The sequence below is a fragment of the Nocardia sp. NPDC051321 genome (genome assembly GCF_044455225.1).
GTDB lineage: Bacteria > Actinomycetota > Actinomycetes > Mycobacteriales > Mycobacteriaceae > Nocardia.
Genome location: NZ_JBITEM010000011.1, coordinates 158,989 through 181,250, shown reverse-complemented (window position 1 = coordinate 181,250; position 22,262 = coordinate 158,989). Strand labels below are relative to the sequence as shown.

Below are 22,262 nucleotides of genomic sequence, written 5' to 3'. Positions count from 1 at the left end.
GAGGACGGATCGGCCTGGTCTGAAATGACCTATTCTCTGATCTCGTGCGTGTGCTGGTGGTCGAGGACGATGAAGGTCTTGGCAATGAAGTCGTCGCCGGGCTGCGCTCGGCGGGCTTCGCCGTCGATCTGGCCTGTCGGCTCGCCGACGCGGACCTGAAGATCGCCGTCAACACCTACGACGTCCTCGTCGTCGACCGTGGCTTGCCCGACGGCGACGGCCTGCACCTGGTCGCCGCGCACCGCGCCGCGGGTCAGCGGATACCGGTGCTGATGCTCACCGCGCGCGATGGCCTGGCCGACCGCATCGCCGGTTTCGAGCACGGCGCCGACGACTACCTCGTCAAACCGTTCGCGCTGCCCGAACTCGCCGCCCGAGTGCGCGCGCTGAGCCGCCGCCGTGAACATCCCGCGCCCGCCCGCCTCGTGCTCGGCGATATCGACATCGACCTGCCGCGCCGTCGCGTCCAGCGCGCGGGCATCCTGCGCTCGCTGACCCCGAAGGAATTCGCCGTGCTCGAACTGCTCGCCACCCGCGCGGGCAGCGTGGTGTCGCGCAGCGAACTCATCGAGTGCTGCTGGGACGAGATGGCCGAGCCCGCCTCGAATGTGGTCGACGCGGTAATCGCCCAGCTGCGCCGCAAGCTCGGGCCGCCGCAGGTGATCGAGACCGTTCGCGGCACCGGCTTCATGATCGGGAGTGCCCCATCCGCACGCTGATTTCCACGTCCAGCGCCCGGCCCGCCGTGGCCAGGCTGCGCCGTACCCGCTGGCTGTTGACCGCGCTCATCACCGTGATCACCGCGACCTGCCTGATCATCCTCGGCATCCTCGCAGCGACCATCGACGCGCGCTCACGGCACAATGCCGTCGACAACACCCTGGACCGAGTGGTGACCGGACTGTGGCGCAGCATCGACTTCAACCCGGACGACCAGGCCATCGACCTCGGCCTCCTCGAGAAGGACGACCTGGCCAACGGCGAGACCGCGGTCATGATCGTCACCAACGACGACAACGGACACTGGCGAGAGATCTACGGGCACTTGCGGTCCTGGCTGCCGCCGAACAATGGCGCGGAGGCGCTGGCCGACGATGCCGTGCGCGCGGAAGGCATCGTCTTCCAGGACGGGCATGACAGCGCGGGCCGTCCGGTGCGGCTGGCGGCCACGCCGATCTTCTGGGAGGACACGAATACCCAGGCGGTTGTCGTCGCAGGCACGAATCCGGGTCTGGTGGATCGTGATCGGGCATTGCTGTTGTGGGCGCTCATTGTCGGCGGGCTCACCCTGGTCGCGCTCTCCGCCCTTGCGGCACACGCTCTTTCGGGCCGCAGCATGCGGCATGCGCTGCTGCTCGTCGAGGAGCAGGAACGCTTCCTCGGCGACGCGGCGCACGAATTGCGCACGCCGCTCACCACTTTGGGGCTGGTCACCGCGCCTCGTCGGCGCGATCCGCACGAGGTGGAGCGCGCACTGGCCGAGGCCGGCGCGCTTGGCACCCGGATGGAGCGGATCGTCGCGGGTCTGCTCGCGCGGGCCAGGATGCAGTCGGGCGTGACGACGATGGAGCAGGTGCAGTTGCTGCTCGACCAGCTCACCGAGTCGGTGGTCGAGGAGTTCAAGGCGAATATCGTTGTGCAGAGCAGTCCTACGGTCGTCGTCGGCGATCCGAACCTGCTCGGCCTCGCGGTGCGCAATCTGATCGAGAACGCGATCACGCACGGCGCCATCAACCCGGGCGCGCCGGTGGAGGTCCATGTCGCGGACGGGCGCGTCAGCGTGCGCGATCACGGCGCGGGGTTGCACCCCCAGCTGTCGAGCAATCCGTTCCAGCGCGGCGTCACCGGCGGGCGCGGCAGCGGCATCGGGCTGGCCTTGGTGGCGTGGATCGCCGAATTACACGGCGGGACCGCGACGATGGAGCCCGCTCCGGGCGGCGGCACCATCGCCACTATCGCGCTGCCGCCGCCCACGCTCGGGCTTTCCTGAGTCCCGGGCTACCGGTTCGCCTGCCGCACTTCCTTGTTCACCACGCCGTCGGCCGGAACCGGCTCCAGAATCTCGGGGCGAGGTTCGGGGGCCGCGATGCGCAGGGCGTCGGCGGAGTCGTCGTCGGGTTGGGTCTGTGAACGGATCTCCGCCTCCACCCGCGCACGGTAAGTCGTTACCTCACGCTCGATTTCGGCATCGTCCCAGCCGAGGATCGGCGCGACGAGCTGAGCCACCTGCTCGGCACAGTCGGCGCCGCGGTCCGGGTACTCGATGGAGATACGGGTGCGGCGGGCCAGGATGTCGTCCAGGTGCAGCGCGCCCTCGGCTGCGGCCGCGTAAACGGCCTCTACCTGCAGATACGACGGCGCCTCGGTAATGGGTTGCAGCAGTTCGGGTTTCCCGTCCGCCATAGCCATCACCTCGTCGATCAGCGCGCCGTATCGGTCCAGCAGGTGCTTGATCCGGTACGGGTGCACGCTGTACGCCTCGGCCAGCTGCACGGTCTGATTGACCAGCGCGAAGTAGCCGTCGGCGCCGAGCAGCGGCACCTTCTCGGTGATCGTCGGCGACACCCGGGCCGGAATGTCCTGTGCCGCTTCGTCGACGGCGTCGTAAGCCATCACTCGATAGGTGGTGTACTTGCCGCCCGCGATGCTGACCAGGCCGGGCGCGACCCTGGCAACGGCATGTTCGCGGGACAGCTTGGAGGTCTCGTCGCTCTCCCCCGCCAGTAGCGGCCGCAGGCCCGCGTAGACGCCGTCGATGTCGTCGTGGGTGAGCGGGGTGACCAGCACGTCGTTGACCCGGTCCAGCAAGTAGTCGATGTCGGCCTTGGTCGCCGCGGGGTGGGCGAGGTCGAGGTTCCAGTCGGTATCGGTGGTGCCGATGATCCAGTGGGTGCCCCACGGGATGACGAACAGCACCGAGGTCGGAGTGCGCAGAATGATCGCGGCGTCGCTGACGATGCGATCGCGCGGCACCACGATGTGCACGCCCTTCGAGGCGCGCACGTGGAAGCGGCCGCGCTGATGGGCCAGCGCCTGCACCTCGTCGGTCCACACGCCCGTCGAGTTGATTACCACGTGCGCGCGGATGTCGGCGGTGCGGCCGTCCTCGCTGTCGCGCACCTGCACGCCGACCACCCGGTCCGCCTCACGCAGGAAGCCGACCACCTGGGTGGAGGTGCGGATCACCGCGCCGTAGTGCGCGGCGGTGCGGGCGACGGTCATGGTGTGGCGGGCGTCGTCGACCACCGTGTCGTAATAGCTGATGCCGCCGATCAGCGCGCTGCGCTTCAGGCCGGGGGCCAGCCGCAGCGCGCCCATCCGAGACAAATGCCGTTGGCCGGGAACGGATTTGGCGCCACCCATGGTGTCGTAGAGCATCAGCCCGGCCGCGACATACGGGCGCTCCCACGCGCGGTGGGTGAGCGGGTAGAGGAAGCGCAGCGGCTTCACCAGGTGCGGCGCCAGCGCGGACATCGCGAGCTCACGTTCCTTCAGCGCCTCACGAACCAGGCCGAACTCCAACTGCTCCAGATAGCGCAGGCCGCCGTGGAACATCTTCGACGACCGGCTCGACGTGCCAGAGGCGAGGTCACGCGCCTCGACCAGCGCGACCTTCAGCCCTCGGGTGGCCGCGTCCAGGGCGATGCCCGAGCCGACGACACCGCCGCCGATGACGACCACATCGAAGTGGTCCTTGCCGAACCGCTCCCAAGCCGCCCTGCGCTGCTCCGGACCGAGGAACTGGGATTCCGGTTTCTTGGTCATGCTCGACTCCTCCAGCCGCGTGTCGACGACGTAGTGGTCTTTCTCGGGCATTCGTTCGAGCTGCTCTTGGTACAGGCTATGCCAGTGGCCTCGGATCTCTTCGACCACGGCATCGCTCGTGTCGTTCCCGCGCTACTCGTCGGTAACTGCTATCGACACTAATCCAGCGGCCCGCGCACGGCGAGGTGATCGCCACCATGACCCGCGAAGGCCGCAATCGGACACGCGGCCTGAGCGACGGGCCCGGAGGAGGCAGCCTGCGTAACCACGGAGGGACCCGCGAAGGCCGCAATCGGACACAGCGGGCCTGGTGTTTAGTAACCTGCACGAATGCGTCGCTATGTGGCCGCCATCGACCAGGGCACGACTTCGAGTCGCTGCATCATTTTCGATCGGCAGGGGCGCGTCGTCGGCGTGGCCCAGCGGGAACACGAGCAAATCTTTCCGCGACGGGGCTGGGTCGAGCACGACGCCGAAACCATCTGGAAAAACACCGATTTCGTGCTGGGCGAGGTGCTGAAGCAGAACAAGCTCAGCAGCGACGACATCGCGGCGGTCGGCGTCACCAACCAGCGCGAGACGACGGTGGTGTGGGATCGCGCCAGCGGCAAGCCGATTCACCACGCCATCGTCTGGCAGGACACCCGCACCGACCGGCTGACCACCGAACTCGGCGGCGATATCGGGCCGACCCGTTACCAGGAGCGGACCGGGCTGCCGCTGTCCACCTACTTCGCCGGGCCGAAGCTGCGCTGGATCCTGGACAACGTCGACGGTGCGCGCAAACGCGCCGAGGCGGGCGAGCTGTGTTTCGGCACCATGGACAGCTGGGTGCTGTGGAACTTGACCGGCGAGCACATCACCGACGTGACCAACGCGTCGCGCACCATGCTGATGGATCTGGATACCCGGCAATGGGATTCGGAGATCTGCGCGGAGTTCGGCGTGCCGGAGTCGCTGCTGCCCGAAATCCGTAGCTCCTCCGAGGTGTACGCGGAGATCACCTCCGGTCCACTGCAGGGGATTCCGGTCGCCGGCATTCTCGGCGACCAGCAGGCGGCGACCTTCGGCCAGGCCTGCTTGTCCCCCGGCGAAGCCAAAAATACTTACGGCACCGGCAATTTCATGCTGCTCAACACCGGCACCACGCCCGTGGTCAGCAAGCACGGGCTGCTCACCACCGTCTGTTATCAGCTCGGCGACGAGCCCGCCGTGTACGCGCTGGAGGGCTCCATCGCGGTGACCGGCTCACTGGTGCAATGGTTCCGGGACAATCTGGGCATCATCTCCTCGGCGGACGAGATCGAGCCGCTGGCCCGCAGCGTCGAGGACAACGGCGGCGCCTACATCGTGCCCGCCTTCTCCGGCCTGTTCGCGCCGCGCTGGCGGCCGGACGCGCGCGGCGTGATCGCCGGGCTCACCCGGTACGTGAACAAGGCTCATCTGGCCCGAGCGGTGCTGGAGTCCACCGCTTTTCAAACCCGTGAGGTGGTCGACGCGATGCGCGCCGACGCCGAATCCGAGCACCTCGACCTGGAGCTGACCACCCTGAAGGTGGACGGCGGCATGGTCAGCAACGACCTGCTCATGCAGTTCCAGTCCGACATTCTCGATGTGCCCGTGGTGCGCCCGGTCGTCAATGAAACGACCGCACTGGGTGCCGCCTACGCCGCGGGCCTCGCGGTCGACTACTGGTCCGGCACCGACGACATCCGGGAGAACTGGGCCGCCGACAAGACCTGGGAGCCAACGATGTCCGCCGAGGATCGCGACGAGCAGCTGGCGGCGTGGAACAAGGCCGTCGAGCGCACCTACAACTGGGCCGACTGAACGGAACGGCCTTCGCGCCTATCGCTACCCTGCGGCCCTGGCCAATCGTTCCACCGCAGTGGCCAGGGTGTCGGCGTCGGAAGTCGTGAAACACATGCGCATCGAGTTGCGGTAGCCGCCGTCGACGGCGAAGGCCGCGCCGGGCACGTAGGCGACGCCCGCGTCCAGGGCACGCGGTAGCAGCGCCTGCGTGTCGGTGCCGTCGGTGAAGTCGGCCCAGACGAACATGCCGCCGGTCGCGTCGGTACACCGCACGCGATCGCCGAAACTGGCGCGCACCGCGTGCACCAAGGACTTGGCGCGGGTGCCATAGACAGTGCGGACGTTGTCGACGTGCGCGGTCAGCCAGGCCTCGTCGGCGAGCAGGTCGGCGGCGATCTGGTGGGTCAATGCCGAACCACAAAGGTCCGCACCCTGTTTCAGCAATTCCACCGCGCGGCACACCGCGTCCGGTGCGACCATCCAGCCGACCCGCAACGAGGGTGCCAGGATCTTCGAGGCGCTCGACAGCCGAATCACGTTGCGGGAGTAGGTCGCCACCGGCGCGGGGGCAGGTTCGTCGAACCACAGCTCGCCGTACGGATCGTCCTCGATCACCCAGAAGCCGTGCGCGTCAGCGAGTTCGGCGAGTTGGGCGCGGCGTTGCGGGCTCATCGTCACGCCGCCGGGATTGTGGAAGTTGCTCACCGTGTGGACCACGGCCGGGCGTTCGCCGCGTGCCAGCAGATCCACGAGCACATCGGTGCGCATGCCCTCGGCATCGAGCGGCACCGCGACGATCCGCGCACCGGCGGCCCGGAAGACCTGCAGCGCACCGACATACGCCGGATCCTCGACGATGACCAGCGCACCGGGATCGAGCAACACCTCGGCGAGCAGCGAAAGCGCCTGCTGCGAGCCATGTGTCACGAAGACCTCGTCCACGTCCACCGTCCGGCCGAGCCGAGCCGATTCGCGTTCGGCGAGCACCGCGCGCAGCGGCCGCCAGCCGGGCGACTCGGTGTACTGCAAGCAAGCCGCGCTGCTCAGTGCCGCGTCCGCCGCGGCGGCGATCCGCTCGCGCGGCATCAGTTCCGCGTCGGGCAAGCCGCCTGCCAGGCCGATTATCTCGGCGCGCGTGGTGAGCTTCAGCAGGTCACGGATCGCCGAGCTTTGCAGACCGCCGAGCTTGGCCGCGAGCGGTGGGGTGGTCGGCGACATGAGAACCTCCGAACGGTCGCCAAGGTACGCGAAACCTCACTGTCCCATATCGTGACCAGGATATGAAATTACTTTCTCAGTATTTGAGATTATTCTTCGCGCTTGTCGATCGAGTACAGCAGGTTCTTGCCGTCACGCACCACCGTGGTGATGGTCTGCGGATAGCGCTGCTCGGTCCCGTTGGGCCGGATTTCCCGCAGGTCGACCGCGTAGGTCCCGGTGGTCACCTCGGTAATCTTCAAACAGTGCGTCGTGCCCTTGGGGACCTGCTCATCGATGCCCTTCTGGATGACGTCCGCGGGGGACACATTCACCGTGTCGTCGGCGACGAACTTCCGGGCATTCGCGCCACTGCGCTGCACGTAGAAGGCGTATTGGAAACCGAGGATGGCACCGGCGCCGCTGTTGGTGTCGCCGTTGCCGTTGCCGTTGGTCACCTTGCCGTCCTTGCTGATGCTGGCGACGCAGTTGACTCCAGTACTTGTGCTCGCGGCGGGCGGCGTCGGGTTATCGCTGCCATTGCCCTTGGACACCATGATGACGGTCACCGTCAGACCGACCAGGATGACAACCGCGAGGATGCCGGCAAGCACGTTGCGTCCGGTGTGCGAACTGGCCCGCTTCGGCGGCGGCGGCGGGGCGGCCGGGGCGGTGGGCGCCAACATCTTCGCGATCGGATCATCCGCCCAGGACAGGCCCGGCGCGGTCAGCGGCGGCGGCTTCGGCACGCTGCCGGTATTCGTCGGGCGGTTCCACCACGAATCCTTGTCAGGGTCGGCGTCCTGCTCCCGATCGACGGGCGGCACCCGAGGCGGAACGGGCGGTGTCGGCCGCGGCTCAGGGACGGACGTCGAGTCGGGTGCGCGGTACTGCGGAGGGGGCGGCGGTGTCGGGCCCAGTTCGGCGGCGGGACGCCACACCAGCTCCGGATGGTCGCCCGTCTGCTCCGTCACCTGCCAGTGCGGACCGGTATCCCCTCTCGGCGGGCCGAATTCCGAGACCGGCGGACCGAACTCCGAGACGGGAGGTCCGAATTCTGAGACAGGCGGGCCGAATTCACCCACCGGGGGTCCGAAATCCGACGCGGACTGGTCGTCGGATTCCTTCTCCCTCGGATCACCCTCGGAGGTCACACCCAATCCTTTCCCCAAGACACGCGTATGGGGCGGTCGTGAACGACCGCCCCACCCGTCGAATCAGCCCCAGTAGTCTCAGTACTGGAGTGAACCACCCCACTGGGTGGTGACACCGCCTACATCGACCGTTTGCGGAGCGAGATCGCCCGGCTGCAGCGGAAGTTTAACCTGTGCGGCCGCTTCGAGCGCCGCGGCACCGCCCGGCTGCTCCTTGATCCAGTCCTCGACGGCCGCCTTGGCCAGGTTGGCCTGAGTGGTGTCGAAGACGGAGATCGTCTTGTTGTCGGCAAGGCCGATGCCACCGGTGTAGGTGGTGACCTTGACCGTGTTGGTGTCGACGTACTCGACCGACACACCGGCCTCACCGGCACCGGCCGGAGTGCGGTACCCGACGGTGCCGACGTAACCCGACTCATTGTTGAAGTGGTGCGTGTTGGCCACGTAACCCGGCAGCAGCGCGCCGCCATCGACGTTCGCACCGATCTCCTGGTGCGGACCGGTCATCTCGACGACCGGAGCGGGCGGCGCCGCCTGCAGCTGCGGGGACTGCCAGCGCGGCTGCTGCTGCGGCTGGACCAGCGTCTCCGGCTGCTGCGCCTGAGCGTTCTCGTCGCCCGGGGTCTTCGGCGTGGTCTGCGTGCCAGGGGTACCGGGCTGCTGCGGGGTGGTGGTACCCGGCTGAGCCGGCTTCTGGTCCCCCGGCGGCGTGTTCGGCACGACCGCGGGCTGCGGCTGATCCGACTGACCCGGCACCGGCAGCGGCGCGACGCGCGGGGTGGTGACACCCGGCTGCGTCGGCTGAGCCAGCTTCGGATCCTTGTTCGGATTCGGCATGACCGGGTCCGGCGTATTGACGCCGGGCTGACCGGGCGTGGTGACACCCGGCTGCGTCGGCGTCTGCGGATCGGCCGGCTTGTTCGGGTCCGGCTTGGCGGTTTCCGGACTCGGCGGCGCCTCGTTGTTGGTGCCCGGTTGCACCGGAGCTGGGCTCGGCGGCGCGGTGGTGGGTGGAATGCTCGGATCGGTAGGAGCGGCCCCCGCCGGCGCTGCCAAGAGAGAGGCCACGGCAGCCGCGGCAGCCAGTGGCAACGAGGTGCTCGCCATCGCTCGCTGCGCCCGACTCGGCTTACGATGTTTCACTTTTCGTTTCCCTTTCCCGGGTGTGACCTGGAGTTCAGTCACACTCAGTTGTCTCTGACGAGACGCCCGGTCGTCGAACGACGCGAAGGTCATTCGACGTTTCGACTGGGAAAAAGATCCATCCCCCCGAACACCGAACCACGCGACCGCCCGCCGATCGCATCTCTGCGGGAAGTGAACCATATGTAGGCCTGATGAGCAATGTGAATCAAAACTTCAGGCTGCACGAACGCCGCTGAACCGCAAGACCATTCAACCCTGGTCGCCCCGCCGCCGTGGCGGAGGCGGGAATCCGGGTCGCCGGATCACCTCGGCGGACGCGTCAATCCAGGTCGTCGTGCCGCATCAACTGGCGTGCCGCTTCGGTCACCGACCCGGTCAGCGAGGGGTACACCGAGAAGGTCTGCGCCAGATCGTTGACGGTCAGGTTGTTCTGCACCGCAAGGGCAATCGGCAGGATCAGCTCCGACGCGATCGGCGCCACCACCACACCACCGATGACAACGCCGGTGGCGGGACGGCAGAAGATCTTCACGAAACCCCTGCGCAGGCCGAGCATCTTGGCTCGCGGGTTGGTGTTCAGCGGCAGCATCACCGTGCGGGCTGGCGTCTCGCCGTTGTCGATCGAGGTCTGGCTCACGCCGACCGTGGCGATCTCCGGGCGGGTGAACACCGCGGACGCCACCGTCTTCAACCGGATCGGGCTGACGCCCTCGCCGAGCGCGTGGTACATCGCGATGCGGCCCTGCATGGCGGCCACCGAGGCAAGCGGCAGCAGGCCGGTGCAGTCGCCCGCCGCGTAGATGCCGGGTACCGAGGTCCGCGAAACCCGGTCGACGCGCAGGTAACCGCCGCGGTCGAGTTCGATGCCGACCCGCTCCAGTCCGAGACCATCGGTGTTGGGCGTGGAGCCGACGGTCATCAGCGCGTGCGACCCGGCGACGGTCCGGCCGTCGGACAGCTTGACGACCACGCCCTCGGCGGTGCGCTCCACCGCGTCGGCGCGCGCGTGCTTCACCAGCTCGACACCGCGTTCGGCGAGCGCGTCCTCCAGCACCAGGGCCGCGTCCGCGTCCTCGCCCGGCAGCACCCGGTCGCGACTGGAGACCAGCCGCACCCGTACACCCATTTCGGTGTAGGCGGAGACGAATTCCGCACCCGTGACACCGGAACCGACGACCACCAGGGTCTCCGGCAATTCTGCCAAGTCGTAGAGCTGACGCCAGTTCAGGATGCGCTCACCGTCGGGCTCGGCACCCGGCAACACGCGCGGGCTCGCCCCAGTGGCGATCAACACAACCTCGGCCTCGATGACCTCTTCGGTGCCGTCCGCCAGCTTGGCCAGGATCTTATGCGCGGCGAGCCCGGTAGCCGGGTCGATCAGCTCCGCGCGACCGGCGAGCACATTCACGCCCACGGTCTGCAGCTTGGACCTGATGTCGGAGGACTGGGCCAGCGCCAACGCCTTGACGCGACCGTTCACCTCGGACAGTTGCACGGTCGCCTGGTTCGGGTCGAGGGTGATGCCGAGATCGCGGGCGCGGCGCAGGTCGGTGCGCACGCCGGTGGAGGCGATGAATGTTTTCGAGGGAACACAGTCCCAGAGGACACAAGCCCCGCCGATGCCGTCGCTATCGATCAGCGTCACCGACGCACCGTGCTGGGCTGCCACCAGCGCCGCCTCGTAGCCGGCCGGTCCGCCACCGATGATCGCTATGCGGGTCATTGATACCTCCGCTTCTGGTTGCGCACCGGGATCTCCGGTACCTGTCAACGTTATCGGGCGAGGTACGCCCACCCGCCGCCCGGCCACCACCCCCCACGGAATCGCTACACGATGGGCGGGTCTACACGGTCGCCGCGCCCGGAACGCGCCACAGGAATGCCGCATCTGGCCGGGATAGAGTCGATCCCCGGATGTTATTGGCTACCCTTCTGTGGTGCCGATCTACGCCGCCTATGGGTCCAACATGGACTCAACCCAGATGCTCGAGCGCTGTCCGCACTCGCCCATGTCCGGAACGGGCTGGTTGGAGGGCTGGCGGCTCACCTTCGCTGGTGACGACATCGGCTGGGAAGGGCCGCTGGCGACGGTGGTCGAGGAGCCGGGCTCCCGCGTTTTCGTCGTGCTCTACGACGTGTCGCCGGAAGACGAACAGCGGCTGGACCGCTGGGAGGGTTCGGACTTCGGCATCCACAAGAAGATCCGGCTGCGCGTGACGCGCAGTGAGAGCGGTGCCGAGCCGACGCTGTCCTGGCTCTACGTGCTTGACGCGTACGAGGGTGGCCTGCCCTCGGCCCGTTACATCGGGGTCATCGCGGACGCGGCCGAAAAGGCCGGTGCTCCTGAGGATTACGTGCATTCCCTGCGAACTCGCAACAGCCGCAACGTCGGCCCGGGAAACTTCGGCTGACAAACGAAACGACGTGGCCGGCCCGAGGGGTCGACCACGTCGCTGTTCAGCTCGAAATCACTACGCGGACTCGCGCATTCGCACGCTAAGCGTTCAGCACGATATTGGTCAGCACTCGCACGCCCACCGCGAGCGCCCGCTCGTCGAGATCGAAGGTCGGCTGATGCAGATCGAGCTGCTCGCCGTGCCCGGACCAGACGCCGAGACGCGCCATCGCGCCGGGCACCTCCTCCAGATACCACGAGAAGTCTTCGCCACCACCGGATTGCATGGTGTCGGCCAGCGCGTCCGGGCCGATCTTGCGGATCGCGTCCTCGTACATCCTGGTGGACTGTTCGTCGTTGACCACCGGCGGCACGCCGCGACGGTAATTCAGCTGGTAGCGCACGCCGGTGGGGGCGAGCAGGCCGTCGACGATCTCGCGCACCATCGGCTCAAGCAGCGACCAGGTCGCGTGATCGCCGGTGCGGACGGTGCCGGTGAGCATGCCGGTCTGCGGAATCGCATTGGGCGCCTTGCCCGCACTGACCGCACCCCACACCATCACCGTGCTGGTCCTCGGGTCGATGCGACGGCTGAGCAGACCGGGCAGGCCGGTGATCACGGTACCGATGGCGTAGACCAGATCGCTGGTGAGATGCGGACGCGAGGTGTGCCCGCCCGGCGAATCCAGCACCAGTTCGACGGTGTCGGCGGCCGAGGTGATCGCGCCGACCCGGATGCCGACCCGGCCCACCTCCAGTCGCGGATCGCAGTGCAGCGCGAAGATCCGCTCTACACCCTCCATCGCACCGGTGGCGACCACGTCGATCGCGCCGCCCGGCATGACCTCTTCGGCGGGCTGGAACACCAGTCGCACGCCGACCGGCAACTCAGGCACCTCGGCAAGCGCGAGCGCGGTGCCGAGCAAAATCGTGGTGTGCGCGTCGTGCCCGCAGGCGTGCGAGACGCCGGGCACGGTGGAGGCGAAGCTCAGGCCGGTGAACTCCTGCAGCGGGAGCGCGTCCATGTCGGCACGCAGGCCGATGCGCGGGCCCTCGGGCCCGATGTCGCAGATCAAGCCGGTGCCACCGGGCAGCGGCTGCGGCGTGAGACCCGCCTTGATCAGCCAGGACGAGATGAATTCGGTGGTGGCGAACTCGGTGCGGGAAAGTTCCGGGTTGGCGTGGATGTGCCTGCGCCACTGCACGAGGTCTAACGCGTGCTCGGCCAGCCAGCCCTCTACTGATCCCAAACCTGTTCCTACGGTGTTCGGCAATACGATGTCCGCCGGGTCTTCCGCGAGGGCGCATGCCCCAGCGTCGGTTCCCGTCGCCCGCTCAGCCGAACGGCCGGTAGTGCTCACCGAATATCCTCCTGTCGTTGAACGAGCCGTTGCAACAACCTGTCTCTTTGTTCTTCATCGTTGGCAGCGGCGATCGCGGTACGCGCGAGTGCGAGCGCACCATCGACAACCGCACGATCCGCCGAAGCGTTGACGCTCGCCGCGGCGAAGCCGGGCTGGTGCGTCACCGCGCCACCGGCATCAATGCCGATGACCGGGTGGATGCCCGGAATGACGTTGGTGACGTTGCCCATGTCCGTGCTTCCGAGCGGCCGCTGTGCCTCGAGCTCGGGTGCGATCGGCACTCGTCCCAAACCGGTTATCTGCTCGCGGTAGGCAAACAGTAACGCCGGATCGGGTGTCAGCTCGGTATATGTCGGCGCGACAGTCCGGATTTCATGGGTGCAGCCGGTCGCAAGGGCACCCGCCTCGAAACACGCCGACGCTCGTCGCGTCAGATTGTCGAGAGATGCGGAGTCGACTGCGCGTAGGTAATACAGCAGTTCCGCACGTCCGGGGACGATGTTCGGGGCTACGCCACCATCGCCGACTATACCGTGAAGTTGCTGGCCAGGCTGGATATGCTGCCTCAGCAATCCAAGAGCTACCTGGGCGACAGTGACCGCGTCGCCCGCGTTGCGCCCCAGTTCCGGCGCGGCGCTGGCGTGTGCCTCGCGGCCGTGGAACACGATGGCGAGATCGGCCATCGCCAGCGAGTGCGCGCCTGCGATGTCCCACGGGCCGGGGTGCACCATCATCGCCATCGCCACGTCGTCGAACACGCCGCGCTCCAGCATCAGCACCTTGCCCCCGCCGCTTTCCTCGGCGGGTGTGCCGAGCACAAGCACGGTGAGCCCGAGCGCGTCGGCGACCTCGGCGAGGCCGAGCGCGGTGCCGACGGCCGAGGCGGCAATGATGTTGTGCCCGCAGGCATGTCCCATCCCCGGCAGCGCGTCGTACTCCGCGCAGATGCCGACGGTGAGCGGGCCGCTGCCGAAGCTGGCGCGAAACGCGGTCGGTAATTCGGCAACGCCGGTGGTGACCTCGAAGCCGCGCTCGGCGAGCGGGCCGATGATCTTGGCGACGCTCCTGGTCTCCTCGAACGCGAGCTCCGGCTCGGCGTGGATCGAGTGCGAAAGATCTATCAGCTCATCGACCGCGGCCTTGATCGCCGCGTCCGACTGCTGCACGGCATCGGCACGCGCGACGTCATAGTCGCTGCGCGATTCCTGGTGCCCGCTGCGCGGTGGTGGCATGGAACACAGTGTTGCACTCGTCGGCAAACCGAGCGCATCGCATACCCGCCCAGCGGACCGCACCGCGCGGCGTTCTTGCGACATTCGCGCAGCTCAGGACGTCGAACACGCAATCAGGAGCGCCGATCCGACCGAACGGCCGTCCGACTAGGCCGTGGCGAAAGCGAGGTTCTCCGGGGTCGTCGGCACGGCCAGACCCGCCAGCGCGTTGGCGTGCAGCGCGCGCTTGATCACCGGCAGATTCGGCTTGCGATTGCTCGCCAATGCCGCGGCCTTGGCCACCGCGGTCGCCAGCAACGACTCCGCGTCGGCCTTGCCGTCGACGATGCCCGCGGCGATCGCCTCGTCGGCCGGGTAGCGGTGGCCGGTGGTCATCGCCTGCACGCAGACCTGGTTGGACAAACGCTCGGTGAGCAGGGCGTTCATCCCGACGGTGAACGGCATGCCGAGGTGCACCTCGGGCAGGCAGTAGAAGCCGCGATCGGCCCGCATCACCCGGAAGTCGTGCGAGGTGGCCAGCATGGCGCCCGCGCCGAAAGCGTGGCCGTTGATCGCCGCCACCGTCGGCATCGGGAACTGCAGCAGCCGGGTGTAGAGCGAGTGCACGCGGTCCAGGTAGCCGTGCGACTTGTTCAGGTTGCCGAACAGCCAGTCGGTGTCGAGGCCGTTGCTGTAGAACTTGCCGCTGGCCACGGTGACCAGCGCGGCCGGGCCCTCGGAGTCCTCGACCTTGTCGAGCACACCGTGGAACTCGTCGATCCAGTCGGGGTGGAAGCGGTTCTCGCTGTCCGTCTGTCCCTCGTTTCCGAGGTAGACGACGAACACATCCCCATCACGTTCCAGATACGGCATGGGTGCAGAATATCCGGCGCCCGGCGACTCTCCTACTCGCGGGTAGCATTCTTGCCCAAGGCGCCTACCTGGCACGCGACCGTCTCGCAACGGCTACGCGCGCGTCACCCGAGCGCGGTCCGCGCCGCACTCGATGGCCGGATCCACGAACCTCCACCGCAGCGCGGCGGCCGCCCACACCCGGCGCCGCAAGCGCGGCAATCCAATACAGTGATCCACATGCTTGCCGAACAGGCCGCCGAGGCGATCGCCGAACGTACTGGAGTGCCGCGTCACCGGGTTGCGGTGGTGCTCGGCTCTGGCTGGCAGGAGGCCGCCGCGGAGATCGGCACGCCGGTCGCGTCGGTGCCGATGCCGGAGCTGCCCGGGTTCGGCAAGCCGAGCGCGCAGGGGCACGGCGGCATGGTCCACTCGGTCACCGTCGGCGACACGCCGACGCTGCTGCTGATGGGCCGCCAGCACCTGTACGAGGGCTACCAGCCCGGCGATGTGGTGCACCCGGTCAGCGCGGCCATCGCGGCAGGCGTCGAGATCGTGCTGCTCACCAACGCCGCGGGCGGCATCCGGGAAGGCCTGCGCGTCGGCGAGCCGGTGCTGATCAACGATCACCTCAACCTCACCGGCCGCACCCCGCTGACCGGCGCCACCTTCGTCGACCTCGTCGATGCCTGGGATCCCGAATTACGTGCCATGGCAAAGGAAATCGACCCCAGCCTGACCGAGGGCGTGTACGCGGGCCTGACCGGGCCGCAGTACGAGACCCCCGCCGAGATCCGGATGCTGCGCACCATGGGTGCCGACCTGGTCGGCATGTCGACCGTGCTGGAGGCCATCGCCTGCCGCGCGCTCGGCGCACGGGTGCTCGGCATCTCGCTGGTCACCAACCTGGCCGCGGGCGTCACCGGCGGGCATCTCTCACACGCCGAGGTGCTGGCCGAAGGCCACGCCGCCGCGCCGCGCTTGGGCAAGCTGCTGCGCGGCGTGCTGGAACGGGTGTAGATGCTGCGCTTCGGCACCGCTGGTCTGCGTGGACCGCTGCAAGACGGTCCGGACGGCATGAACGTGACGACGGTGACCAGGGCCACCGCAGGCATCGTCGAGTGGCTGCGCGGGCGCTGCCTCGGTGGCGGCGCGGTGATCGTCGGCCGCGACGCGCGGCACGGGTCCGCCGAATTCGCCACCGCGACGGCGGAAATCTTTGCCGCGGCGGGCTTTCCGGTGACGTTGCTGCCGAGGCCACTGCCAACCCCGATCGTCGCCTACGCGGTCCGCGAGCTCGGCGCGGTCGCGGGCGTGCAGATCACCGCCTCGCACAATCCGGCCGCCGACAACGGCTACAAGGTCTACCTCGACGGCGGCTCGCAGCTGCTGGCCCCGGCCGACACCGAGATCGAGCGGTGCATCGACGCGGTCACCGACCCTGTCGCCCGTACTCCGGTCGAGCCGGTGGACGACGATATCGTGCGGCGGTATCTGAATCGGGTGTCGTCGCTGCCATCGGTGATCGGCGGCGAGGGCACGCGGGCCGCGATCCGGATCGCGATGACGCCGCTGCACGGCGTCGGCGGCGACCTGGTCGTGCAAGCGCTCGCCGTGGCGGGATTCACCGACGTGCACGTGGTCGAGGAACAGTTCGCCCCCGATCCCGACTTCCCCACCGTCGCGTTCCCGAACCCGGAAGAGCCCGGCGCGACCGATCTGCTGCTCGCCCTCGCCGCCAGGATCGGCGCGGACGTGGCGATCGCGGTCGACCCGGACGCCGATCGCTGCGCGGTGGGAATTCCGTTGCCGGACAACACCTGGCGAATGCTGCGCGGCGACGAGACCGGCGTGCTGCTCGGCGACTGTGTGCTGCGCACCGCACCGCAGAACGCGCTGGTGGCCACCACGATCGTGTCGTCGCGGCTGCTGTCCAAGCTGGCCCCGGCCCGCGGCGCCCGTTACGCGGAAACCCTCACCGGCTTCAAATGGCTGGCCCGCGCGGGCGACGGCCTGGTCTACGCCTACGAGGAGGCGATCGGCCACTGCGTCGATCCGGCCACGGTCCGGGACAAGGACGGCATCTCGGCCGCCGTGCTGACCGCCGATCTCATCGCCCGGCTGAAGTCGGCGGACCGCACCCTGACCGACCAACTCGATGATTACGCGGTCGAATTCGGCCTGCACAGCACCGATCAGGTGGCGTTGCGGCTGGATTCGGCGGCGGCCGCCGCGGCCGTGGTGGCCGGGCTGCGCGCGAGCCCGCCTGCCGAGATCGCGGGCGAGCCGGTCGAATATTCCGACCTGCTCCAGGCGCGCGGTCGGATGCGTACCGACGCACTCGTTTTCGAAGGCGCTACCTCGCGCATCGTGGTCCGCCCGTCCGGCACCGAGCCGAAACTCAAGTGCTATCTCGAGGTGTGCACGCCGGTCCCGGCGCACGCCGATCTCGCCGCCGCCAGGACAACTGCGGGACAACACCTTTCCGCATTGCGCGAATACTGCCAGGGGCTCTGAACTGCCAGGCATCATCAGATGATGACGGCGATGCACTGTACTCACTGCGGCGGCGAGGGCCTGTTGCTCGGCTACATCGAGGACTCCGGCGACAGTTCACGCGGCCATGCCCGCTGGGTCGAGGGCCCGTTGGAAATCGGCTCCTGGGGCGCGAAACGGACCGGCCGCACGCACTGGCTGGTCGACGCCTATCGGTGCGCGGACTGCTCGCACCTGGAGCTCTTCACCCGGTCGAAGGACGGATGAACAGCGCCAACGAGAGCCGATCCGGCTAGCGCGGGCCGAACTGGCGGTCGCCCGCGTCGCCGAGGCCGGGGACGATGTAGGCGTGCTCGTTCAGGCCCGCGTCGACGGCGGCGGTGACCAGGTTCACTGGATGGCCCGAATCGGCCAGTGCCGCAACACCTTCCGGTGCCGCCACGACACAGACCGCGGTGATGTCGGTGGCGCCGCGGGCGACCAGGAGTTCGAGGGTGTGGCGCATCGAGCCACCGGTGGCCAGCATCGGATCGAGCACGTAGACCGGGAGACCGGCCAGGTCGGCGGGCAGCGATTCCATGTACGGGACCGGCTGGTGGCTTTCCTCGTCCCGGGCGATGCCGACGAAGCCGATCCTGGCGTCGGGGATCAGCTCGGCGGCCACGTCGACCATGCCGAGGCCCGCCCGCAGCACCGGCACCAGCAGCGGCGGTTGCGCCAGGCGCGCGCCCTCGGTGACAGCGACCGGCGTGGTGATCTCGAAGCGCTGGACCGGCGCCGCGCGCAAGGCCTCGTAGATGAGGATCCTGGTGAGGTCGCGCAGCGCCGCGCGGAAGACGGAATTCGCGGTTCGCTCGTCTCGCATCGTGGTCAACAGGGCGGCGGCGAGCGGATGGTCCACGGTGTGAGTACGCATGAGGGAACGATAAAGTGACCAGTGGGCCCGCCGCCGAAGCTCCACCCGAAAGTTTTTTCGCATCGGTGGGAACCGAACGGGAAGAGAGCGCGTCGAAGCAAGTGAATGACGTACTCTGCCTGGGAACAACAGATGGGGGAAGCTCTGATGCGGAAGATGTCGGCGGACACCGAGGGCATCGCAGCCTATGGCGCGACCGCCCATGTGATGGCCGGGGAGATGGCTGCGGCCGGGGCGAGCGCGGTCGCGGCGGAACCAGCGCTGCTCGGCCCGATCATGGGGTTGATCGGCGGCGACTTCATGGCCGCGTACGCCGCCGCGCACGCGGGGCACGTCGCATCGATCGGCCAGCTGTCGGCGGTGCTGACCAGCATGGGGGCGGCCTCCACCGGTGCGGCCACGGTGCTCACCGAGACCGACCTGAACCACGCGGGGTCGCTGCAGAGCGTGGCCGCCGAACTGGACGGGTGAGCCTGTGATCGATATCAGCGCACTGGCCAAACCGATCTTCGACCTGCTCGAGAGCTTCGGCTCCGGCGTGCTGCCGACCGGCGGCCCCTCCGACGCACTACGCAGCACGTCTACCGCCGTCGACCAGATCCACCAGATGGGTCGCGACAGCATCAACGGCATGAACACCGCGTGGGACGGCCAGGCCGCCGACGCCGCCACCGCGAAGGCCCTGAAGGTACAGACCTCGGCCGCCACCATCTCCGACCGTGGCAACGACATGGCAACCGTGGTGAACCAGGCCGCCGCCGAGGTCGAATCGGGCCAGAAGGACCTCACCGGCATCGCCCAGTCGTTCGTCAACACCGCGGCGAGCGCGGGTCCGGCGCTGGCCACGCCCGCGGGGCTGACGATGATCGTCGGCTCCGCGATCGACCACCTCGGCCAGGCGCTCAACGTGGTCGGCCGGGTACAAAACGAGCTCACCACGCACACCGCCTCGATGACCGACCTCACCCCGCCGCCGTCCACGCCGTCGCTCGCTGGGGCGCCGGCCGCCGTCACTACGGCCGGTGTGCAGCAGCTGACGTCGACCGCGTCCAGTGCGCTCAGCGGTGCCGGTTCGATGGCCAGCAGCCTGATGAGTACCGCGATGTCCACGATCCCGGCTTCGACGGCATCGCCGAAATCCACCTCCGGCACCCCGAGGGCAACGGGCACACCCAAGCCGGACACCGGTTCGGCGGGCATGCCGAGCGACGGCAAGGGCGTGAAGATCACGCTGCCCGACGGCAGCACGGTGGAGGCGCCGAACGAGAAGGCGGCGACGGCGGTCCGTTCGGCGATCAGCGCGGTCGGCACCCCGTACGTGTGGGGCGGTAACACGCCCGGCGCCGGACTCGACTGCAGCGGCCTGACCAAATACGCGTACGGCGAGGCAGGCATGGATCTGCCGCGCCTGGCCGCCGACCAGGCCATCGGCACCTCGGTCTCCCCCGGCGACCTCATGCCCGGTGATTTGGCGGTGTGGGACGGCCATGTCGCGATGGTGATAGGCAACGGAGAATTCGTCGAGGCCGGTGACCCGGTCCAGATCAGCTCGATTCGAACGGAGAACTCAGGGATGGGCTTCCATGGCTTCTACAGGCCGACTTCATGAGCGAGCGAACCACAGGCACAGCCACCCGGGTGGTCACGGCGGACCCGAGCGTTAGCGAGGTGGAGTCGTGAGTACGCCGCAGCAACCGACTGTTCCCAACGTCACGGTCGCGGGCAGCACGAACCGCTCGGGCACCATCTCGGTGCGCGCCACCGATCAGGGCATGCCGGTGGAAATCAAGTTCGAGCGCAGCGAATATCGTTACGGCGCACAGACTCTCGCGAACGAGATCCTGCGGCTCACCAAGCGTTCCACCGTCGCCGCCAAGGCACGACGGCGCGAGCTGCTCGCCGAGGCAGGCATGCCCGCCGACATCCTGGACCGGCTCGGCCTGCCCACCCGCCAGGCGGCGGTGGACGAGCTGGACCGAATCGACGACGCGGACACCGGACCTACGACCTGGATGAGGCCAGTATGAGTGAGCGGAGCGAGCGAACAAGGAGCACAGCTGCCTCAGCGCTCATGCCGGAGCCGAGCGTCAGCGAGGCGCAGGCATGAGTGCGGAGATGGATGCTCTCGTCGCGAACGCGACGCAGAAACTGGAGGCATTAGAGGCCGCGCTGTACGGCCTCAAGCAGGTCCGCGGCCGCCACACCACCGAGGATGGCACGGTCACCGTCGAGGTCGACAGCGACGGCGCGCTCGTCGCGTTGAGCCTCGCGGAAACGGTCACCTCGCTGGCACCCGCCGAGGTCGGACAGCTGATCGTCTGGGCGTGCAGGCAGGCCGCCGAGGACGCGGGCAACCAGCGCTCGAAGGTCGTTGGGACACTGAACGAGTCATTCGTTCCCGGGCCGAACGACGCCAAAGGAACCATTGGGGGCGGGCCGGATAGTGCCTGACGCGGAAGGTCGATAGGCTTCCGCTCATGGCTTCTGGAGACATCGTCCCGATCGAGCTCGGCCTGACCGACGGCGATCTCGTCACCCTGTGGGCACCGCGCTGGCGAGACGGTGACGACGAGTGGGAGGCGTTCCTCGGACACGAGGACTCCCTCTATGGTTTCGAGACCGTTGCGGAGCTGGCCGCGTTCATCCGGACCAACTCCGACAACGACCTCGTCGAGCATCCGGCATGGAAGGTCGTCGCCGGGCTGTCGGCGGTGGAACTGGAGCCGGAGGAGAACTTTTCCTTCGATCTGGTCGCGGTGCCCGAGCTGGCCGCCGGTGAGCCCGACGTGGACACCATCGCCGAGCTCGAGGACACCCTCGGCATGGTTCGCAACATCGGCGAGGTGTGCGAGCTGGAGACGGTGACCAAGTTCTTCGGGTCGCATCCGGTGCTCGGCGCACTGCCCGGCGGAGTCAACGCGTTCATCGGGCGCGACGGCGAGGAACTCTGGGACCAGATCGGCGCCGCCATCGCCAAGGGCTGGGACAGCGTCCTCGACGCCATCGACTCCGTCGTGCACACCCCCGACGTCGACGCGGAAGCCGTCGCCGTAGCGGAGGCGGAGCTGCTGGCCGCCGAGGAGAACGTGGTCGACGCCGACGACGCCGCGGACAACGAGGAGGACGAGTTCGAACCCGTCGACCTCGACGCGGACGACGAGGACGAAGAGGAAACGGAAGACGAGTCGTTCTGGCACGAGGTCGGCATCGACCCGGTCAAGATCATCGCCTCGGACGGCACCTACTTCACGCTGCGCTGCTACCTCGACGACGAGCCGATCTTCCTCGGCTCCGACAACACCATCACGGTGTTCACCTCGGAGCGCGCACTCGCCAGGTACCTGGCCGACGACCACGAGCACGACCTGTCCCGGGTGAGCACCTTCGCCGACGTGCAGACCGCCGCGGTCGACGGCTCGCTCGAGGTCGAAGTCACCGACGAGAACGTCTACGTGCTCCCAGGCCTGGCCGACGACCTCGCCGAAGGACCGGAAGCCGTCGACATCGAACAGCTCGACCTCGCGGTCGAACTGTTCACCGACGCCTCCGACTACGCGGGCGACGACACCGTGGAACAGGCACTGGCCCAATCCAATCCGCTCGGCTGGTACGTCTCATACCTGCTGAACCCGGACCCGAGCCGGATGGCCCCCAACCCGCCGTTCACCGCGGAGGCGCAATCCTGGCGAGACCTGGAGCGCAACTTCGAGGCCAGGCTCAACCAGCAGTAGCGCCGTCCCGCCTCTCCGGGTATTCAGGCCAGACTGAGTAGCGCGGTAGTGGCATTGGCGGCTGGCGGTCGGGAGCGTGTTGAGTTAGCTCGTACCCGGTGAGTTACCCATGTGCTCGCGAGATCAGTTGGTGCGCTGGGTATCCGCTGTTCGTGCAGTGGTTGGTAGCCATGGGTCGCTTCACGTAGCTGAGGCCATATCGGGTGGGCGTGGCCATCGCTCG

At 68.1% G+C, this 22,262-nt stretch carries 21 protein-coding genes; 12 read left to right on the top strand and 9 right to left on the bottom strand.

Annotation, left to right across the window (positions count from 1 at the left end):
• The first annotated feature begins 44 nt into the window (after window positions 1-44).
• Both ACIA8C_RS26620 and ACIA8C_RS26615 read left to right on the top strand, forming a co-directional pair.
• Window positions 45-719 (top strand): winged helix-turn-helix domain-containing protein, encoded by a 675-nt coding sequence (locus ACIA8C_RS26620; RefSeq protein WP_397139218.1) that lies wholly within the window; start codon window positions 45-47, stop codon window positions 717-719.
• A gap of 56 nt (window positions 720-775) precedes the next feature.
• Window positions 776-1,990 (top strand): sensor histidine kinase, encoded by a 1,215-nt coding sequence (locus ACIA8C_RS26615; protein ID WP_397139216.1) that lies wholly within the window; start codon window positions 776-778, stop codon window positions 1,988-1,990.
• Window positions 1,991-1,998: 8 nt separating this feature from the next.
• On the opposite strand, the gene glpD is transcribed toward ACIA8C_RS26615, so the two are convergent.
• A complete protein-coding gene (glpD, locus tag ACIA8C_RS26610; protein WP_397139622.1) occupies window positions 1,999-3,765 on the bottom strand; it encodes a glycerol-3-phosphate dehydrogenase in 1,767 nt (588 codons plus the stop codon).
• Window positions 3,766-4,095: 330 nt separating this feature from the next.
• Between glpD and glpK the strand changes: the two genes are divergently transcribed.
• Window positions 4,096-5,595: a glycerol kinase GlpK gene (gene glpK, locus ACIA8C_RS26605; protein ID WP_397139214.1), complete on the top strand. Its 1,500-nt coding sequence runs from the start codon at window positions 4,096-4,098 to the stop codon at window positions 5,593-5,595.
• Between the two features lie 24 nt (window positions 5,596-5,619).
• Here the strand turns inward: glpK and ACIA8C_RS26600 are convergent, their stop codons facing one another.
• From ACIA8C_RS26600 to ACIA8C_RS26585, 4 genes are all read right to left on the bottom strand, one after another.
• Window positions 5,620-6,795, bottom strand: a complete 1,176-nt coding sequence (locus ACIA8C_RS26600) for a PLP-dependent aminotransferase family protein (RefSeq protein WP_397139212.1) — start codon at window positions 6,793-6,795, stop codon at window positions 5,620-5,622.
• A gap of 89 nt (window positions 6,796-6,884) precedes the next feature.
• Window positions 6,885-7,928: a hypothetical protein gene (locus ACIA8C_RS26595; RefSeq protein WP_397139210.1), complete on the bottom strand. Its 1,044-nt coding sequence runs from the start codon at window positions 7,926-7,928 to the stop codon at window positions 6,885-6,887.
• A 78-nt stretch (window positions 7,929-8,006) separates the two neighbouring features.
• Window positions 8,007-9,071 (bottom strand): hypothetical protein, encoded by a 1,065-nt coding sequence (locus ACIA8C_RS26590; protein ID WP_397139208.1) that lies wholly within the window; start codon window positions 9,069-9,071, stop codon window positions 8,007-8,009.
• Window positions 9,072-9,393: 322 nt separating this feature from the next.
• Window positions 9,394-10,797, bottom strand: coding sequence for an NAD(P)H-quinone dehydrogenase (locus ACIA8C_RS26585; protein ID WP_397139206.1), 1,404 nt, complete (start codon window positions 10,795-10,797; stop codon window positions 9,394-9,396).
• Window positions 10,798-11,011: 214 nt separating this feature from the next.
• Between ACIA8C_RS26585 and ACIA8C_RS26580 the strand changes: the two genes are divergently transcribed.
• On the top strand, window positions 11,012-11,485 hold the full coding sequence (locus ACIA8C_RS26580) for a gamma-glutamylcyclotransferase (RefSeq protein WP_167460962.1): 474 nt from the start codon (window positions 11,012-11,014) through the stop codon (window positions 11,483-11,485).
• Window positions 11,486-11,570: 85 nt separating this feature from the next.
• Here ACIA8C_RS26580 and ACIA8C_RS26575 read toward each other — a convergent pair whose 3' ends face one another.
• From ACIA8C_RS26575 to ACIA8C_RS26565, 3 genes are all read right to left on the bottom strand, one after another.
• Window positions 11,571-12,719, bottom strand: coding sequence for a M20 family metallopeptidase (locus ACIA8C_RS26575; protein WP_397139203.1), 1,149 nt, complete (start codon window positions 12,717-12,719; stop codon window positions 11,571-11,573).
• Window positions 12,720-12,826: 107 nt separating this feature from the next.
• Complete coding sequence (locus tag ACIA8C_RS26570; protein WP_397139201.1) at window positions 12,827-14,065, bottom strand: M20 family metallopeptidase; 1,239 nt, start codon at window positions 14,063-14,065, stop codon at window positions 12,827-12,829.
• Window positions 14,066-14,212: 147 nt separating this feature from the next.
• Window positions 14,213-14,917 carry an enoyl-CoA hydratase-related protein gene (locus tag ACIA8C_RS26565; RefSeq protein ID WP_397139199.1) on the bottom strand — a complete coding sequence of 235 codons (705 nt, stop codon included), beginning with the start codon at window positions 14,915-14,917 and terminating at the stop codon, window positions 14,213-14,215.
• Window positions 14,918-15,058: 141 nt separating this feature from the next.
• Between ACIA8C_RS26565 and ACIA8C_RS26560 the strand changes: the two genes are divergently transcribed.
• Genes ACIA8C_RS26560 through ACIA8C_RS26550 form a run of 3 tightly spaced genes read left to right on the top strand, consistent with a single transcriptional unit; the run spans window position 15,059 to window position 17,659 of the window.
• A complete protein-coding gene (locus tag ACIA8C_RS26560) occupies window positions 15,059-15,916 on the top strand; it encodes a purine-nucleoside phosphorylase (RefSeq protein WP_397139620.1) in 858 nt (285 codons plus the stop codon).
• Window positions 15,917-17,413 carry a phospho-sugar mutase gene (locus ACIA8C_RS26555; RefSeq protein WP_397139197.1) on the top strand — a complete coding sequence of 499 codons (1,497 nt, stop codon included), beginning with the start codon at window positions 15,917-15,919 and terminating at the stop codon, window positions 17,411-17,413.
• Between the two features lie 21 nt (window positions 17,414-17,434).
• A complete protein-coding gene (locus ACIA8C_RS26550; protein WP_397139195.1) occupies window positions 17,435-17,659 on the top strand; it encodes a hypothetical protein in 225 nt (74 codons plus the stop codon).
• Between the two features lie 25 nt (window positions 17,660-17,684).
• Here the strand turns inward: ACIA8C_RS26550 and upp are convergent, their stop codons facing one another.
• A complete protein-coding gene (gene upp / locus ACIA8C_RS26545) occupies window positions 17,685-18,308 on the bottom strand; it encodes a uracil phosphoribosyltransferase (protein ID WP_397139193.1) in 624 nt (207 codons plus the stop codon).
• 147 nt (window positions 18,309-18,455) lie between these two features.
• On the opposite strand from upp, the gene ACIA8C_RS26540 reads away from it, so the two are divergent.
• The 5 genes from ACIA8C_RS26540 to ACIA8C_RS26520 all read left to right on the top strand — a co-directional run bounded on the left by ACIA8C_RS26540 (window position 18,456) and on the right by ACIA8C_RS26520 (window position 22,039).
• Window positions 18,456-18,779, top strand: a complete 324-nt coding sequence (locus ACIA8C_RS26540; RefSeq protein WP_397139191.1) for a hypothetical protein — start codon at window positions 18,456-18,458, stop codon at window positions 18,777-18,779.
• Between the two features lie 4 nt (window positions 18,780-18,783).
• A complete protein-coding gene (locus tag ACIA8C_RS26535; protein ID WP_397139189.1) occupies window positions 18,784-19,917 on the top strand; it encodes a C40 family peptidase in 1,134 nt (377 codons plus the stop codon).
• Window positions 19,918-19,984: 67 nt separating this feature from the next.
• On the top strand, window positions 19,985-20,335 hold the full coding sequence (locus ACIA8C_RS26530) for a hypothetical protein (protein ID WP_396995809.1): 351 nt from the start codon (window positions 19,985-19,987) through the stop codon (window positions 20,333-20,335).
• A 76-nt stretch (window positions 20,336-20,411) separates the two neighbouring features.
• Entirely contained in the window at window positions 20,412-20,759 is a 348-nt protein-coding gene (locus ACIA8C_RS26525; RefSeq protein ID WP_396995808.1) for a YbaB/EbfC family nucleoid-associated protein, read from the top strand.
• Window positions 20,760-20,785: 26 nt separating this feature from the next.
• Window positions 20,786-22,039: a primosomal protein gene (locus tag ACIA8C_RS26520; protein WP_397139187.1), complete on the top strand. Its 1,254-nt coding sequence runs from the start codon at window positions 20,786-20,788 to the stop codon at window positions 22,037-22,039.
• Window positions 22,040-22,262: the final 223 nt, after the last annotated feature.